General features: G+C 72.2%; 10 protein-coding genes. 6 read left to right on the top strand and 4 right to left on the bottom strand.

Going from position 1 to position 15072, the window contains the following annotated elements; genetic code table 11:
• Positions 1-94: 94 nt before the first annotated feature.
• The gene (uvrA, locus tag BL253_RS07775) at positions 95-3007 is read right to left on the bottom strand and encodes an excinuclease ABC subunit UvrA (RefSeq protein WP_076814878.1); all 2913 of its coding nucleotides are present in this window, start codon (positions 3005-3007) and stop codon (positions 95-97) included.
• 712 nt (positions 3008-3719) lie between these two features.
• On the opposite strand from uvrA, the gene BL253_RS07770 reads away from it, so the two are divergent.
• The 3 genes from BL253_RS07770 to BL253_RS07760 all read left to right on the top strand — a co-directional run bounded on the left by BL253_RS07770 (position 3720) and on the right by BL253_RS07760 (position 6298).
• Positions 3720-4838, top strand: a complete 1119-nt coding sequence (locus tag BL253_RS07770; RefSeq protein WP_338013694.1) for a glycosyltransferase family 2 protein — start codon at positions 3720-3722, stop codon at positions 4836-4838.
• A gap of 57 nt (positions 4839-4895) precedes the next feature.
• Positions 4896-5561: an MBL fold metallo-hydrolase gene (locus tag BL253_RS07765; RefSeq protein WP_076814874.1), complete on the top strand. Its 666-nt coding sequence runs from the start codon at positions 4896-4898 to the stop codon at positions 5559-5561.
• A gap of 161 nt (positions 5562-5722) precedes the next feature.
• Positions 5723-6298 carry a helix-turn-helix transcriptional regulator gene (locus BL253_RS07760; RefSeq protein ID WP_241834604.1) on the top strand — a complete coding sequence of 192 codons (576 nt, stop codon included), beginning with the start codon at positions 5723-5725 and terminating at the stop codon, positions 6296-6298.
• Here BL253_RS07760 and BL253_RS07755 read toward each other — a convergent pair.
• Complete coding sequence (locus BL253_RS07755) at positions 6295-7650, bottom strand: zinc metalloprotease (RefSeq protein WP_076814870.1); 1356 nt, start codon at positions 7648-7650, stop codon at positions 6295-6297. The two genes, BL253_RS07760 and BL253_RS07755, sit on opposite strands and share 4 nt — an antisense overlap.
• Before the next feature lie 199 nt (positions 7651-7849).
• On the opposite strand from BL253_RS07755, the gene uvrB reads away from it, so the two are divergent.
• On the top strand, positions 7850-9979 hold the full coding sequence (gene uvrB / locus BL253_RS07750) for an excinuclease ABC subunit UvrB (protein ID WP_076814867.1): 2130 nt from the start codon (positions 7850-7852) through the stop codon (positions 9977-9979).
• Here uvrB and BL253_RS07745 read toward each other — a convergent pair.
• Together BL253_RS07745 and BL253_RS07740 are read right to left on the bottom strand one after the other, a co-directional pair.
• Entirely contained in the window at positions 9976-10530 is a 555-nt protein-coding gene (locus BL253_RS07745; RefSeq protein ID WP_076814865.1) for an NUDIX hydrolase, read from the bottom strand. The genes uvrB and BL253_RS07745 overlap by 4 nt on opposite strands.
• Positions 10531-10543: 13 nt before the next feature.
• Positions 10544-10957: an SsgA family sporulation/cell division regulator gene (locus BL253_RS07740; RefSeq protein ID WP_076814863.1), complete on the bottom strand. Its 414-nt coding sequence runs from the start codon at positions 10955-10957 to the stop codon at positions 10544-10546.
• Between the two features lie 874 nt (positions 10958-11831).
• Between BL253_RS07740 and uvrC the strand changes: the two genes are divergently transcribed.
• Together uvrC and rapZ are read left to right on the top strand one after the other, a co-directional pair.
• Positions 11832-14162, top strand: coding sequence for an excinuclease ABC subunit UvrC (gene uvrC / locus BL253_RS07735; protein ID WP_241834603.1), 2331 nt, complete (start codon positions 11832-11834; stop codon positions 14160-14162).
• Entirely contained in the window at positions 14159-15040 is an 882-nt protein-coding gene (rapZ, locus tag BL253_RS07730; protein WP_076814861.1) for an RNase adapter RapZ, read from the top strand. Before uvrC ends, rapZ begins: the two co-directional genes overlap by 4 nt.
• Positions 15041-15072 lie beyond the last annotated feature (32 nt).

Genomic DNA, 15072 nt, shown 5'->3' with positions numbered 1-15072 from the left:
GGCACCAAGCAGCGGCGCCAGGCAGTGCCAGGCGGCGCTAGACGGTGCCAGGCGGCGCTAGAGGTGCCAGGCGGCGCGACGGTGCCAGGCGACGCTAGGCGGCGCTGGTGGCGCCGATGACGGCGGTGAGCTGGGCGGCGTCCGCGGTGGCGGACTTCTCGGCACGGCCGGCGAAGATCTCGCGGAGGAAGACGCCGGTGTGGCTGGCCGTGTTCGCGGCGACCGTCTCCGGGGTGCCCTCGGCGACGACCCGGCCGCCGCCGGTGCCGCCCTCGGGGCCCATGTCGATGATCCAGTCCGCTGTCTTGATGACGTCGAGGTTGTGCTCGATGACGATGACGGTGTTGCCGGCGTCGACCAGGCGGCCGAGCACGCCGAGCAGCTTGCGGATGTCCTCGAAGTGCAGGCCGGTGGTCGGCTCGTCGAGGACGTAGACGGTGCGCCCGGTGGAGCGGCGCTGCAGCTCGGAGGCGAGCTTGACCCGCTGCGCCTCGCCGCCGGACAGCGTCGGCGCGGACTGGCCCAGCCGGACGTAGCCGAGGCCGACATCGTTGAGCGTGCGCAGGTGGCGGGCGATCGCCGGGACCGCGGCGAAGAACTCGGCGGCCTCCTCGATCGGCATGTCGAGGACCTCGGCGATGTTCTTGCCCTTGAAGTGGACCTCGAGGGTCTCCCGGTTGTACCGGGCGCCGGTGCACACCTCGCAGGGGACGTACACGTCCGGCAGGAAGTTCATCTCGATCTTGATCGTGCCGTCTCCGGAGCACGCCTCGCAGCGGCCACCCTTGACGTTGAACGAGAACCGGCCGGGCAGGTAGCCGCGCACCTTCGCCTCGGTGGTCTCGGCGAACAGCCGCCGGATGTGGTCGAACACGCCGGTGTAGGTCGCCGGGTTGGAGCGCGGGGTCCGCCCGATCGGCGACTGGTCGACGCGGACGGCCTTGTCGAGGTGGTCGAGGCCGGACACGGTGCGATGCCGGCCGGGGACCTCGCGGGCGCCGTTGAGCTTGTTGGCCAGTACCGCGGCCAGGATGTCGTTGACCAGGGTCGACTTGCCGGACCCGGAGACGCCGGTGACGGCGACCAGGCAGCCGAGCGGGAACGAGACGGTGACGTCGCGCAGGTTGTGCTCGCGGGCGCCGTGGACGGTGAGCGTCCGGCCCTTCGTCGGCGGGCGGCGCACCGCCGGGACGGCGATGGACCGCCGGCCGGACAGGTACGCGCCGGTCAGCGACTCCTCGCTGGTGAGCAGGTCGGAGACGGGCCCGGAGACGACGACGCGGCCGCCGTGCTCGCCGGCACCCGGGCCGATGTCGACGACCCAGTCGGAGGCGAGGATCGTGTCCTCGTCGTGCTCGACGACGATCAGCGTGTTGCCCATGTCGCGCAGTCGCACCAGCGTCCTGATGAGCCGGCGGTTGTCCCGCTGGTGCAGCCCGATCGACGGCTCGTCGAGGACGTAGAGCACGCCGACGAGGCCGGAGCCGATCTGCGTCGCCAGCCGGATCCGCTGCGCCTCGCCGCCGGCGAGGGTGCCGGCCGCGCGGTCGAGGGAGAGGTAGTCGAGGCCGACGTCGAGCAGGAACGCGAGCCTCGCGTCGATCTCCTTCAGCACCCGTCCGCCGATCGAGCGCTCCCGCTCGGTCAGGTCGAGGTCCTTCAGGAAGCCCGCGCACTCGCCGATCGACATCCCGGAGACCTCGGCGATCGAACGGCCGCCCACCGTCACCGCGAGCGACTCGGGCTTGAGCCGGGCACCGCGGCACGAAGGGCACGGCACGTCGCGCATGTAGCCCTCGTAGCGCTCGCGGCTCGTGTCCGACTCGGCCTCGCGCAGGCGGCGCTCCAGGAACGGGATGACGCCCTYGAAGCTCGTGTAGTACGAGCGCTTGCGGCCGTAGCGGTTGGTGTAGCCGACGTGGATCTCKGTGTCGCCGCTGCCGTGCAGCACCGCCTTGCGGGCACGGTCGGGCAGCGCCTCCCACGGGGTGTCCATCGAGAAGCGCAGGTCCTCGGCCAGCGCCGACAGCAGCCGCTCGAAGTACTCCTTGTTGTGCCCGCCGGACCAGGGGCCGATCGCGCCACCGGCGAGCGACAGCGTCGGGTCGGTGACGATGAGCTCCGGATCGACCTCCTTGCGGGTGCCGAGGCCGGTGCACTCGGGGCAGGCACCGTAGGGGGTGTTGAACGAGAACGAGCGGGGCTCCAGCTCCTCGAACGACAGGTCGTCGTAGAGGCAGGCGAGGTGCTCGGAGTACATCCGCTCGCGGTCCTCGTCCTTCGGGTCCCGGTCGACGAAGTCGAGCAGCACCAGGCCACTGCCGAGCCGCAGCGCCGTCTCGACCGAGTCGGTGAGCCGGCGCTTGGCGGTTTCCTTGATCGCGAGCCGGTCGACGACGACCTCGATCGTGTGCTTCTTCTGCTTCTCCAGCTTCGGCGGGTCGGTCAGCGGGATGACCGTGCCGTCCACCCGCGCGCGGGCGAAGCCGGAGCCCTGCAGCTCGGAGAACAGGTCGACGTACTCGCCCTTGCGCCCGCGGATCACCGGGGCCAGCACCTGGAAACGGGTGCCCTCGGGGAGCTCCATCAGCCGGTCGACGATCTGCTGCGGGGTCTGCCGCGCGATCGGCCGGCCGCACTTCGGACAGTGCGGGCGTCCGGCCCTGGCGAACAGCAGCCGCAGGTAGTCGTAGACCTCGGTGATGGTGCCGACCGTCGAGCGCGGGTTGCGGTTGGTCGACTTCTGGTCGATCGAGACGGCCGGTGACAGGCCCTCGATGAAGTCGACGTCCGGCTTGTCCATCTGCCCGAGGAACTGGCGGGCGTAGGCCGACAGTGACTCGACGTAGCGCCGCTGCCCCTCGGCGAAGATCGTGTCGAACGCGAGGCTGGACTTCCCCGAGCCGGACAGCCCGGTGAAGACGATCAGTCCATCGCGGGGAAGGTCGAGGTCGACGTCGCGCAGGTTGTGTTCGCGCGCACCCCGCACGACGAGACGATCCGTCATCCGCGTTCCCTCACGTCTTCTCGGCTTCGTCGGCCCTACCTGCGCCAGATCCGGCATCGCGTCCTGAGACCGAGGGACAGCACCACGGCGCTCGGAACGCCGACCGTGGGCTCAGACCCATGGTCCTGACCCGGCGATGCTCCTTGCCCGGTGCTCACCTCGGTACGGACAACCCGGACCCGAGCAAAGGCACTCCCAGCGTACGGATGGGATACGACACTTCTCGGATGCCGGACGCCTTCCCGAACGCCCGTTCGATACTAGCGGCCGGTATGCGGGTGTCCGTGGAGGGGCCACGCCGGTGCCACCACCCGAGTCGGCGCGGCCGGCGCGGGACGGCGGCGGGCGGCGCGGGACGGCGGCGGGCGGCGGGCGGCCGGCGACGGGCGGCGGACGGGGTGCGGAGCGGGTGGGGGGCTGGTGCCCGCGCGCCCTCGTCACGCCGTGGACGGCCTCCGGCCTCCGGCCGCCAGCGGTCCCGTCCCGCTCCGCCCAGCCGTCCGGGGCCTGAGTCGGGTGCGATTTCCACGAGATCGGCATGACGATTCCGGGGTGGACACAATGTTCCTTTTCGCCCCTCAGGTCATGATTCGGATCCGTATGCTGACTATGCTTCATCTGGTCGGAACGAAACATGGGATGAGATAGCCAGTTGGTATGGCGTGACCGGCGTCATACCGTTTCCCCGACTCGCCGGAAAGAATTTCCGGCCGTGCCCGTCCCAGGTGGTTACCGTGAGTCCGGTCGTCAGAACGCTGGTCGCAGAAATCACGACGAAGAGCGGCTGGCCCGCGCCCAGGAGGGCGGAATATTGCACAGCCTGCTCGCGGTCGTCGTCTCCTACGGCGGCTCGCCTCACCTGAACGGACTACTCGGCGCGCTCGCCGGCATGGCGGGCTGCCGGGTCGCGCTCGTCGAGAACAAACTCGGCGGGCAGCACGGCGCCGTTCCCGATGGTGTGCGGGTACACGCCGGGCACGGCAACATCGGCTACGGCGCGGCGGTGAACCTCGCCGTCAAGCGCTCCCTGGCGGCCCCGCCGCCGGGCGACGGCCCGCCGGGCGACGACTCACCCGGCGGCGTTCCGGACTGGCTGCTGGTCGTCAACAGCGACGTCACCATTCCCCCCGACACCCAGGAGATGCTGCCGAAGCTGCTCGCCCAGGCGCCGGCCGACGTCGACGTCCTCGGGTTCGCGATCCGCGCGAACGACGGCGGCCCGGGGCGGTCGACGGCGGTGCTGCCGACCATCGGCACCAGCGCCTTCACCGCGCTGCGCGGGGAGGCCGCCGCGGTGGTGCGCTGGCCGGCGCTCCGGTACCCGGTCGGGGCGTTCTTCGCGATTCGCGGGTCCGCCTTCCTGCGGATCGGCGGCTTCGACCCGTCCTTCTGGCTGTACTACGAGGAGACGGACCTGTTCGCCCGGCTGCTCGCCGCCGGCGGGCGGATCGACTGGTGCGACGACGCCTGGCCGGTACTGCACACCGGCGGTGGTACCGCGGGCTGGGACGCGGAGCTCCAGCGCGAGCTCGGCCGGGCGGCCGTGGCCTACGCCTCGCGCCACCGCGAGACCACCGGCCGCGGCTGGCTGCCCGTCCACGTGGCGCAGCTCGCCCTGCTGGCGGTCCGCAAGGCGGTCCTCGGCCGGTGGCCTGACGCCCGACGGGCCACCTGGATCCTCGCCGGCCTGTTGCAGGCGGCCGTGCTGCCCCGGCGGGAGCCCGCGTCCCGGTCGCGCTGGCACGCGGTCCCCACCCGGACCCGGATCGCGCTCGCCGGCCTCGACATCCCGCCGCGCCCGGCGGCCTTTGGCGGCCCTCGGAGAGAATGACGACGCCGGAAACGTCGGGCGCGGCCGCGGCCCGCAGGTGGCAGTGCTGGAGGAACGATGAGCGTGCGCGGGTACACGGGCGATGTCACGGTGGGCGGACCGGCGGACGTGCGGGAGCTGCCCGGCCTGACGGTCACCAAGGTCGCGGTCGGACCGTTCGACAACAACTGCTACCTGCTGCGCTGCGCCGCGACCGGCGAGCAGCTGCTCATCGACGCGGCCAACGAGCCGGACACCCTGCTGCGTGTGATCGGCGACCAGGGCCTGGCCACCGTGGTGACCACGCACCGCCACGCCGACCACGTCCAGGCGCTCTCCGACATCGTCGCGGCCACCGGCGCGACCACCGTCGCCCACCCGGACGACGCACCAGCGATCCCGGTGCCCACCGCGGCGCTGCTGCGCGACGGCGAGGAGGTCCGGGTCGGCGAGGTCACCCTGCGGGCGATCCACCTGGTCGGCCACACCCCCGGCTCGATCGCCCTGCTCCACGACGCCGACCCGGCCGCCCCGCACCTCTTCACAGGTGACTGCCTCTTCCCGGGGGGGCCGGGGAACACGCGCGCCGACGCGGCCGCCTTCACCTCCCTGATGGACGGCCTGGAGACGAAGGTCTTCGGCCCGCTGCCGGACACCACCTGGATCTACCCGGGCCATGGCAAGGACTCGACCCTGGGACGGGAGCGCCCCCACCTCGCGGAGTGGCGCGCCCGGGGTTGGTAGGGCGCGGCCCAGGCAGTCGAAACCGGGCCGGTTCTGCCCCTCGGACCCCGGTGGGCTGGCTCGCGGACGGTGTGACCCGCGGTCGGCGGGGCGGGTGGGCGGGTCAGGTGAAGTCGGGAGCCCTGGCCTTGCGACTCGCGCGAGCGTGGCAGGCTGACGGGGTGAGCAAGGAGAAGCCGAAGGAGCGACGGACGCCTGTGCCCGCGCCGTCGGCGGCTGGCACCGGGCCGCTCGCGGTGGCACTCACCGAGGACGAGGCCGCCGCCGTCGCCGTGGCGCTGGTCGCGCTGCCACAGGGCCCGGCGAGCGACGCCGCCCAGGAGGCCCTGCACAAGGTGCTCACCGCGCTCGGCCCCGCGGGCCACGACAAGGTCACGGAACTCGCCTCCCGGACGTGGAACCGGCCCGACGGACTGCCCCGCACGCCGGCCACCCCGGTCATCGAGGACGCCATGCGCGACGGGGTCGCCGTCAGCATCGACTACGTCGACGCGGCCGGGAGGCCGAGCCACCGGCGGATCGAGCCGCACGCCTTCGCCTATGCCCGCGGCAACTGGTACCTGATGACGTGGTGCCTGGACAAGAACGCGCCGCGCTGGTTCCGCTGGGACCGTATCGAGCGCGCCGAGCTCACCACCACGCCGATCCAGCCCCGCGTGGCCTTCTCCGTCTACCCCGCCCCCAGCCCCGGGCCTGACCGCTCACGCCGCCCCGAGGCCGATCGCTCACGGCCCTAACGGCCCGGGTGGTGGTTGGGACGGCTGAAGCTGGAGGGGATCACGGCGCGGCCGCGTAGCGGGGACGTCTCGATCGCGCGGCGGATCTCCGCCGGCCCGACCAGCCCGACCACCCGGGGACGACCCCGCTCATCGGGCCGCTCCTCGTCGAGGACCAGGACGTAGCCGGCGGCGGGCCGGCTGGCGAGCCGGGGGGCGACGATCGTCAGCGGTTCGTCGGGACGCGCAGTGGGGACCGCGGACAGGGGGATCGTCACCCGGCTCACCCTCGCGAGGCCGCGGTCGTCGAGCGGCACGGCGGCCAGGGCGCGTGCCAGCGCGACTCCGGCCAGCGACTCGTCGAAGTCATGCACGGTGAAAACACCGGATACCGTGCTCCCCGGCGCCGCGACGGAGCGCAGCGCCTCGTCCACTGTCTGCCAGGACGGCAGCCGGGGCGGCGGCGGGAGCATGACATCGCGGACGAACACGCCCTCGAGCGCGCTGCCGGCGCGCTGGCGTGCCTGCGCCAGCCGGGAGGTGCCCAGCGCCATCCAGCCCAGCAGCACCGCCCACAGCCCGATCAGCCCGACGAGGAAGCAGGCGGCGACGCCCGCGGCGATCATCGCCCACCCGATGACGACGCCGGTCCGCGCGACCACCGCCTCGGCCCGGCGGGGGTCGCCAGTGCGGCGCAGCACGGACGCGGCCAGGATCCGCCCGCCCGGGGTGCGGGGCGACGGCAGCAGATCGACCAGGGTGATGAGCAGGGTGAAGGTCCCCACCCACAGCGCGACCTGCGCGGCGAGGGCGAGCGTTCCCCCGGGCGCGAGCGCGCCGAGCGTCACGAGGACCGCGCCGAGCAGGCCCGTCGTCAGCAGGCCAGCGCGGGCGATGGCCGCGTCCGCCCTCGGGTCGAGCCCGCCCGACCAGGGCTGGCTCCCGCCGGCCGCCTCGCGAGGCTCGGTCGGTGTACCCGGCCACTGCGCGCCGTTCGTGGGCTCCGCTGGGTATGGCTCCGCGGGGACTCCCCAGACGATCTCGTCACCGGGCCGCTGCCAGCCGCCCGGCGCCGTCGGCCGGCCGAGCACGAGCCGGCTGCCGAAAGCGCCCAGCACGATCGCGTGGACGTCGAGCCCGGCCCGCCGGGCCGCGACGGACCGCAGCAGGTCAGCGGCGACCAGGATCGCCAGCAGCAGGAGGGCGCCCAGCAGGCCGGCGCTGAAGTACGAGGATCCCGTCCGGTTCGGGACGGTGACCGGCAGCGTCAGCCAGCCGAGCAGCGCGGTGACGACCGCGACCGAGACGGCCAGCCCCGGACGCACGGTGATCCGGGGCAGCCGCCCGCCCCGGCCCGTGTCATGGGTGGTCATTGCGCCTGCGGCTCCTCTCGAGGTTGYCCGCGCAGATTTGCCCTGCGCTGTTGCCCTACGCTCCCTCAACGTCTGTCGTGCCCCTCGCTCTCCCGCCCGAACCGGCGATCTCGCTTCCAGTGCCGGGATCATGTGGTCCTACAACGGTTCCGGCCGGTGGTTCGGAAACTTGTCGGAGCCTTGTGGTGTTCTGAAGGACATGAGCACGACGTTCGAACGCCCGACCCTGAGCGTGGAGCGCTCCAGCGCGCCCTTCACGGTCGTMTCCGACTACCAGCCGTCCGGCGACCAGCCGGCGGCGATCAAGGAGCTGGCGCGGCGCATCAGAGCCGACGAGAAGAACGTCGTCCTGCTCGGCGCGACCGGCACGGGCAAGTCCGCGACGACGGCGTGGCTCATCGAGGAGMTGCAGCGCCCGACATTGGTGATGGCGCCGAACAAGACGCTCGCGGCCCAGCTGGCCAACGAGTTCCGCGAGCTGCTGCCCAACAACGCGGTCGAGTACTTCGTCTCGTACTACGACTACTACCAGCCTGAGGCGTACATCGCCCAGACCGACACCTACATCGAGAAGGACTCCTCGATCAACGAGGAGGTCGAGCGGCTGCGCCACTCGGCGACGATGAGCCTGCTCACCCGCCGCGACACGATCGTCGTCGCCTCCGTGAGCTGCATCTACGGCCTTGGCACCCCGCAGGAGTACATCGATCGGATGGTCCGGCTCTCCGTCGGTGAGGAGATCGACCGCGACATCCTGCTGCGCCGGCTGGTCGACGTCCAGTACGCCCGCAACGACCTGGCGTTCACCCGGGGCACGTTCCGGGTCCGCGGTGACACGGTCGAGGTGTTCCCCGTGTACGAGGAACTGGCGGTCCGCATCGAACTGTTCGGCGACGAGATCGAACGGCTCTCCTACCTGCACCCGCTGACCGGCGAGATCGTCCGGGAGGTGCAGCAGCTGCACGTCTTCCCGGCGACCCACTACGTCGCGGGTCCCGAGCGGATGGAACGGGCGATCGCCGGCATCGAGGAGGAGCTGGCCGCCCGGCTGGAGACGCTGGAGGGGCAGGGCAAGCTGCTGGAGGCGCAGCGGCTGCGCATGCGGACCACCTACGACATCGAGATGATGCGCCAGGTCGGGTTCTGCTCCGGCATCGAGAACTACTCGCGCCACATCGACGGGCGCGCCGCCGGCACCGCGCCGCACACGCTGCTCGACTACTTCCCCGACGACTTCCTGCTGGTCATCGACGAGTCGCACAACACGGTGCCGCAGATCGGCGGCATGTACGAGGGCGACATGTCCCGGAAGCGCAACCTGGTCGACCACGGTTTCCGGCTGCCGTCGGCGATGGACAACCGGCCGCTGCGCTGGGAGGAGTTCCTGCAGCGCATCGGCCAGACCGTCTACCTGTCGGCGACACCCGGCCCGTACGAGCTGGGATGCGCGGACGGCGTCGTCGAGCAGATCATCCGGCCGACCGGGCTGATCGACCCGGAGATCGTCCTCAAGCCGACGAAGGGCCAGATCGACGACCTCGTCCACGAGATCCGGCAGCGGGCGGAGCGTGACGAGCGGATCCTCGTCACCACGCTCACCAAGAAGATGTCCGAGGACCTCACCGACTACCTGCTGGAGCTCGGCATCCGGGTGCGTTACCTGCACAGCGAGGTGGACACGCTGCGCCGGGTCGAGCTGCTGACCGAGCTGCGCCGCGGCGAGTACGACGTGCTGGTCGGCATCAACCTGCTGCGCGAGGGCCTCGACCTGCCCGAGGTGTCGCTGGTGTCGATCCTGGACGCCGACAAGGAGGGCTTCCTGYGCTCTGAGCGGTCACTGATCCAGACGATCGGCCGCGCGGCCCGCAACGTCGCCGGCCAGGTGCACATGTACGCCGACAAGATCACCCCCTCGATGCGGACCGCGATCGAGGAGACGAACCGCCGCCGCGCCCTGCAGACCGCCTACAACGAGAAGAACGGCATCGACCCGCAGCCGCTGCGGAAGAAGGTCATGGACATCCTCGACGACATGGTCCGGGAGAACGCCGACGGGGAGCTGTACGGCGGCGGCCGGGCGCAGTCTCGAGGCAAGGCGCCGGTGCCCGGGATGAAGTCCCGCGGCGGCAAGCAGGACGCCGTCGGCAAGTACGCCGCCGAGCTCGCCGGCATGCCGCGCCATGACCTTGCGAACCTCATCCGCCAGCTCGACGACCAGATGCACGAGGCCGCCAAGGAGCTCCAGTTCGAGCTCGCCGCCCGGCTGCGCGACGAGATCTCCGAGCTCAAGAAGGAGCTCCGCGGCATGACCGCCGCCGGCGTCGACTAGCCCGGCTCCGATGCCCCCTCAGGGGCCCGCTGACCGGCGGTCAGCGCGGTGAGGGCGGAGGAGACGAGGTGGCGCATCAGGCCGGGGCGCGTGCCGCGGTAGGCGGCCAGGAACTCGGTGGGCGACAGGATGACCCGGCCCGCTGACTCGTGGCCGTCCGCCCAGGGGAGCAGACGGCGGATCCGGGCGACGTAGATGATCATATAGGTCAGGTCGTCCGGGCCGAAGTGGTCCGACTCGATGACCTCGACCGGCGTCAGGCTGCCCAGTTCGGCCCTGATCTCCTCGAGGGTCTCGCGGCGGGCTGTCTCCTCAGGCGACGTGTCGCGCCACTGGACGTGGCCACCGGGCAGGTCGAGCCCGCGCGCGAGGTCCGCGAGCACCAGCCGTCCGTCATCGGCCACCGCGACCACCGAGGCGCTCGTCACCGCGTCGAACGCCGGCTGAGCCGTCGGCCCGAGGCAGGTCAGCCGTGACGGGCCGCGGCTCGACCGCGACCGTGAGGTGGGGCGCCGGTCCTCGTCCGCCGCCGGGCCGTCCGTGGTCGTCACTGACGATGGCCGGTCAGGCGCGGAGAAGCTCTTCGAGGACGGCGTCGAGCTCGCGCTCGGGGTGCTCCTGCCCGGCGGGGACGACCCGCTCGGTGCGCTCCAGGAAGTCGCGCAGCGGTTCGGCGCCGAGGACGACGGTCGAGTGCGAGGCGCCGTCGGTGAGCTCCAGCTGTACCTCGGCGCGGTGCGTGTCGGGGGTGAAGCGCACGTCGCCGTCACCGGTGGGCTTCTCCAGCCCGGTGCGCAGCGCGTCCCGTGGGGCTACCCAGTTGCCCTGTGGCAGCGCCGGGTGGTCAGGTCGGGAGACCAGAGCGATGCCGACGGCCAGCGGGTCGCAGGCACGCCAGGTGACCACGAGGACAGTGACCCGCCCGCTCGTCGACGCGTCGTCGACGACGAACTCGGTGCTGACGTCCAGACCCTGCACGGGTGGGTCCCTCCCTTGAGGCGCCTGCCAGGCCCACGGCGACGCTTTCTCCCAGCAGCCAGGTTTCCCGGTTGCTGATTTGAGGGTCGCAGCGTCGCGTCCCAGGTGCCAGCCGAGTGCGGACGGCTTGCCGACAGGCAGCCGCGCCCCGCGGCGTCATCGCCGCTGTGCTGTCTTCCTGGTGGCGCTCTCGCGGGAGGTCCCCGACAGCGGATGCGCCCCTACAGCCGTGCACCCTTGCGGTGATGCGGCCTTGCCGTCGTGCGCGGTATGGCGATACCGCCGCGTGCCTTCCGGCCCCACTGCCATAAACCTCGCGGCGACAGCGCCATCCGCCCGGCGACAACGCCGGTCATGCTTCGCGCCACCACCCCCCAGCGGCGGCGCGCACTCGTGCAAGCACGCTACGTCCACGATACGTGGTGGGCCTCGCTCGCGCCTGGACAGGTGGGGAAAGGGCGGTAAAGAAACAGGGCCGTGCGGGTGGCCCTGCCGGGCGGGACGACGGCGCCGACTAGTGCGATCGGCAGCCACATGCCTGTAGCTGTTTGCCGGCACTGGCGCGCCGTTCGCCGTGCTGACCTGGCTCTCGCGGGTCGTGGCCGCTCGTCCGGGCGCGCGCCGCGCCGTCCGCCGCGCCAGGAAACGGCGGCGCGGCGGACGGGCGTCGCGACGCACGTGAGCCTCAGGAACTCGGCGCGCGAGGGACTTCACAGGGCTGTGAGGGGTCGGACCGCCGTGCGCGAGACACGGTAAGGCCACGGAACGGTCGGGTTGGTGGGGCACCCCTAGGCGGGTATCAACGCTCTGCGTGATGAAATAGTTACGTGGAGGCGCTGTCTGACCGTGACCCGGGTCGCCGTAGGCTCGACCTATGGCTGATCCGGCGTCCTACCGACCCGCGCCGGGCTCGATCCCCGAGACCCCGGGCGTGTACCGCTTCCGGGATCCTCATGGCCGCGTCCTCTACGTCGGCAAGGCCAAGAACCTGCGCGCCCGGCTCGCCAACTACTTCACCGACGTCTATGCGCTGCATCCCCGCACCCGCACGATGGTCACCACCGCGAGCGCCGTCGAGTGGACCATCGTGTCCACCGAGGTCGAGGCGCTCGCGCTGGAGTACACCTGGATCAAGGAGTACGACCCGCGGTTCAACGTCCGCTACCGCGACGACAAGAGCTACCCGAGTCTCGCTGTGACGCTGCAGGAGGAGTTCCCGCGACTCCAGGTCATGCGCGGGCCGAAGCGCAAGGGTGTCCGCTACTTCGGCCCCTACGCGCACGCCTGGGCCATCAGGGAGACGCTGGACCTGCTGCTGCGGGTGTTCCCCGCGCGCACCTGCTCCGCCGGCGTCTTCAAGCGTGCCGGGCAGGTCGGCCGGCCATGCCTGCTCGGCTATATCGACCGCTGCAGCGCGCCCTGCGTCGGCCGGGTCACCGCGGACGAGCACCGCCAGATCGTCGAGGACTTCTGCGACTTCATGGGCGGCCAGACCGGCAGGTTCCTGCGCCGGCTGGAGAAGGAGATGCGGGACGCCGCCGACGCGCAGGACTACGAGCGGGCCGCGCGGCTGCGCGACGACGCCGGCGCGCTGCGCCGCGCGATGGAGAAGCAGGCCGTCGTGCTGCCCGACGGAACCGACGCCGACGTCGTCGCGTTCGCCGACGACGAGCTGGAGGCGGCGGTCCAGGTCTTCTACGTGCGCGACGGCAGGGTCCGCGGCCAGCGCGGCTGGGTCGTCGACAAGCTGGCGGACGTCGGCACCCCCGACCTCGTCGAGCAGTTCCTCACCCAGGAGTACCTGGGGGACAAGGACGTCGGCGACGCCGCCCCGGTGGGTGGCGGCGAGGGGCGGGCCGACATCCCGCGGGAGGTCCTCGTCCCGGAGCTGCCGACCGACGCCGAGGCGGTGGCCGAGCTGCTCGGCCGGTACCGCGGCGGACGGGTCGAGGTGCGCGTCCCGCGCCGCGGCGACAAGCGGACGCTGTTCGAGACCGTGGAGCGCAACGCCAGACAGGCGCTCATGCTGCACCGCACCCGGCGCGCGAGCGACCTGACGGCGCGTAGCCGCGCCCTCGCCGAGCTGCAGGAGGCGCTCGGCCTCGCCGACGCGCCGCTGCGGATCGAGTGCTTCGACATCTCGAACACCCAGGGCACCAACGTCGTGGCGAGCATGGTCGTCTTCGAGGACGGGCTGCCCCGTAAGTCCGAGTACCGGCGTTTCTCCATTCGGGGAGTCGCCGGTCAGGACGACGTCGCGAGCATGTACGAGACGGTCGGCCGACGGTTCAGCCGGTACCTGGCGGAAAGGTCGCGTACTGGCGAGCTGCCCGGCGCGGAGGAGGACGCCCGAGGCGAGGCCGAGCCGGCCGGGTCAGCCGAGCCTGGCGGCCTGGCGGTCGAGGACGGCGGGGGAGCGCTGACCTCCCGGATCGGCGGAGCCGATACGGCAGGAACCCTGGGCACGGGCGAGCCGCCCGCCGGGGAGTCGCTGGTGGTGGACGGACGGCCCCGCAGGTTCGCCTACCCGCCGAACCTGGTCGTCGTCGACGGTGGGCCGCCGCAGGTGGCGGCGGCGGCGCGGGCGCTGGCGGACCTGGGGATCGAGTCGGGGCCCGGCGGGGTCGCCCTGTGTGGGCTCGCCAAGCGCCTGGAGGAGGTCTGGCTGCCGGACGACCCGGACCCGGTCATCCTGCCGCGCACCAGCGAGGGGCTCTACCTGCTGCAGCGGGTGCGGGACGAGGCCCACCGGTTCGCGATCACCTACCACCGGCAGAAGCGGTCCACGTCGATGACGGCGTCGCTGCTGGACGGCGTGCCGGGACTCGGCGAGACCAGGCGCAAGGCGCTGCTGCGCACGTTCGGCTCGGTCGCGAAGCTGCGCGCGGCGAGCGTCGAGGAGATCGCCGGCGTGCCCGGGATCGGCCCGCGCACCGCCGCGGCCGTCGTCGCGGCGCTCGCGCGCAGCGCCCCCGGGGCGCCCGCCGCGCCCGCGCCGGCGGTCGACCCGCTCACGGGCGAGGTCCTGACGGAGAACCCGACGACGGAGAACCCGACGACGGAGAACTCGACGACGGAGAACTCGACGACGGAGAACTCGACGACGGAGAACTCGACGACGGAGAACGCAACGACAGAGGGCCTGACCACAGAGAGCTTGACGACAGAGGGAGAGCACGCCGTGACAAGGGGGACCACGCCGTGACCACCGCCGCACCCAGCGGGCCGCTGGATCTCGCGATCATCACCGGGCTGTCCGGCGCCGGCCGCAGCACCGCGGCCAAGTGCCTGGAGGACCTGGGCTGGTTCGTCGTCGACAACCTGCCACCGGCGCTGCTGTCGACGATGGCCGAGCTGGGCCGGCGCTCCGGCGGCGGCGTGAGCCGGATCGCGGTCGTCGTCGACGTGCGCGGGCGCGCGTTCTTCGCCGACCTGCGGGCGGCACTGGACGCGCTCGACGCCGCCGGCACCCGGCCGCGGGTGCTGTTCCTGGAGGCCAGCGACGACGCGCTGATCCGCCGGTTCGACCACGTCCGCCGCCCGCACCCGTTGCAGGGCGACGGCCGGGTCGTCGACGGCATCAGCCGGGAGCGGGCGCTGCTCGCCGAGCTGCGCGGCGAGGCCGACCTGGTGCTCGACACCACCGACCTCAACGTCCACGAGCTGCGCTCGAAGATCGACGCGGCGTTCGGGCAGCCGGGTGGCAACCGGCTCAACGCCACGGTCATCTCGTTCGGCTACCGCTATGGGCTGCCGCTGGACGCGGACCTGGTCGCCGACTGCCGCTTCCTGGCCAACCCGCACTGGGTGGAGGCGCTGCGGCCGTTCACCGGCCGCGACCCCCAGGTGCGCGACTATGTCCTCGACCAGCCGGGCGCCAAGGAGTTCGTCGACCGGTACGCCGAGCTGCTGCGCCTCGTCGGCGAGGGGTACCTGCGCGAGGGCAAGCGGTACCTGACCCTCGCCGTCGGCTGCACCGGCGGGCGGCACCGCAGCGTCGCCGTCGCCGAGGAGCTCGCCGCGCGGCTCGCCGCGACCGGCGTCGGCGTCCAGATCGTGCACCGCGACCTGGGCCGGGAGTGACGCCCGTGCTCCATCACTCCCACGACGTGCCG

This window comes from Pseudofrankia asymbiotica (assembly GCF_001983105.1).
GTDB lineage: Bacteria > Actinomycetota > Actinomycetes > Frankiales > Frankiaceae > Pseudofrankia > Pseudofrankia asymbiotica.
The sequence above is the reverse complement of the archived record's forward strand: the minus strand, read 5'-3'. Positions and strand labels throughout refer to the sequence as shown.

What these genes read in the sequence shown, in the direction of transcription:
- BL253_RS07755 (WP_076814870.1), bottom strand. Translation starts at nt 7,650, where the DNA reads ATGACCACCCATGACACGGGCCGGGGCGGGCGGCTGCCCCGGATCACC.
- uvrC (WP_241834603.1), top strand. Translation starts at nt 11,832, where the DNA reads ATGGCTGATCCGGCGTCCTACCGACCCGCGCCGGGCTCGATCCCCGAG.
- BL253_RS07765 (WP_076814874.1), top strand. Translation starts at nt 4,896, where the DNA reads ATGAGCGTGCGCGGGTACACGGGCGATGTCACGGTGGGCGGACCGGCG.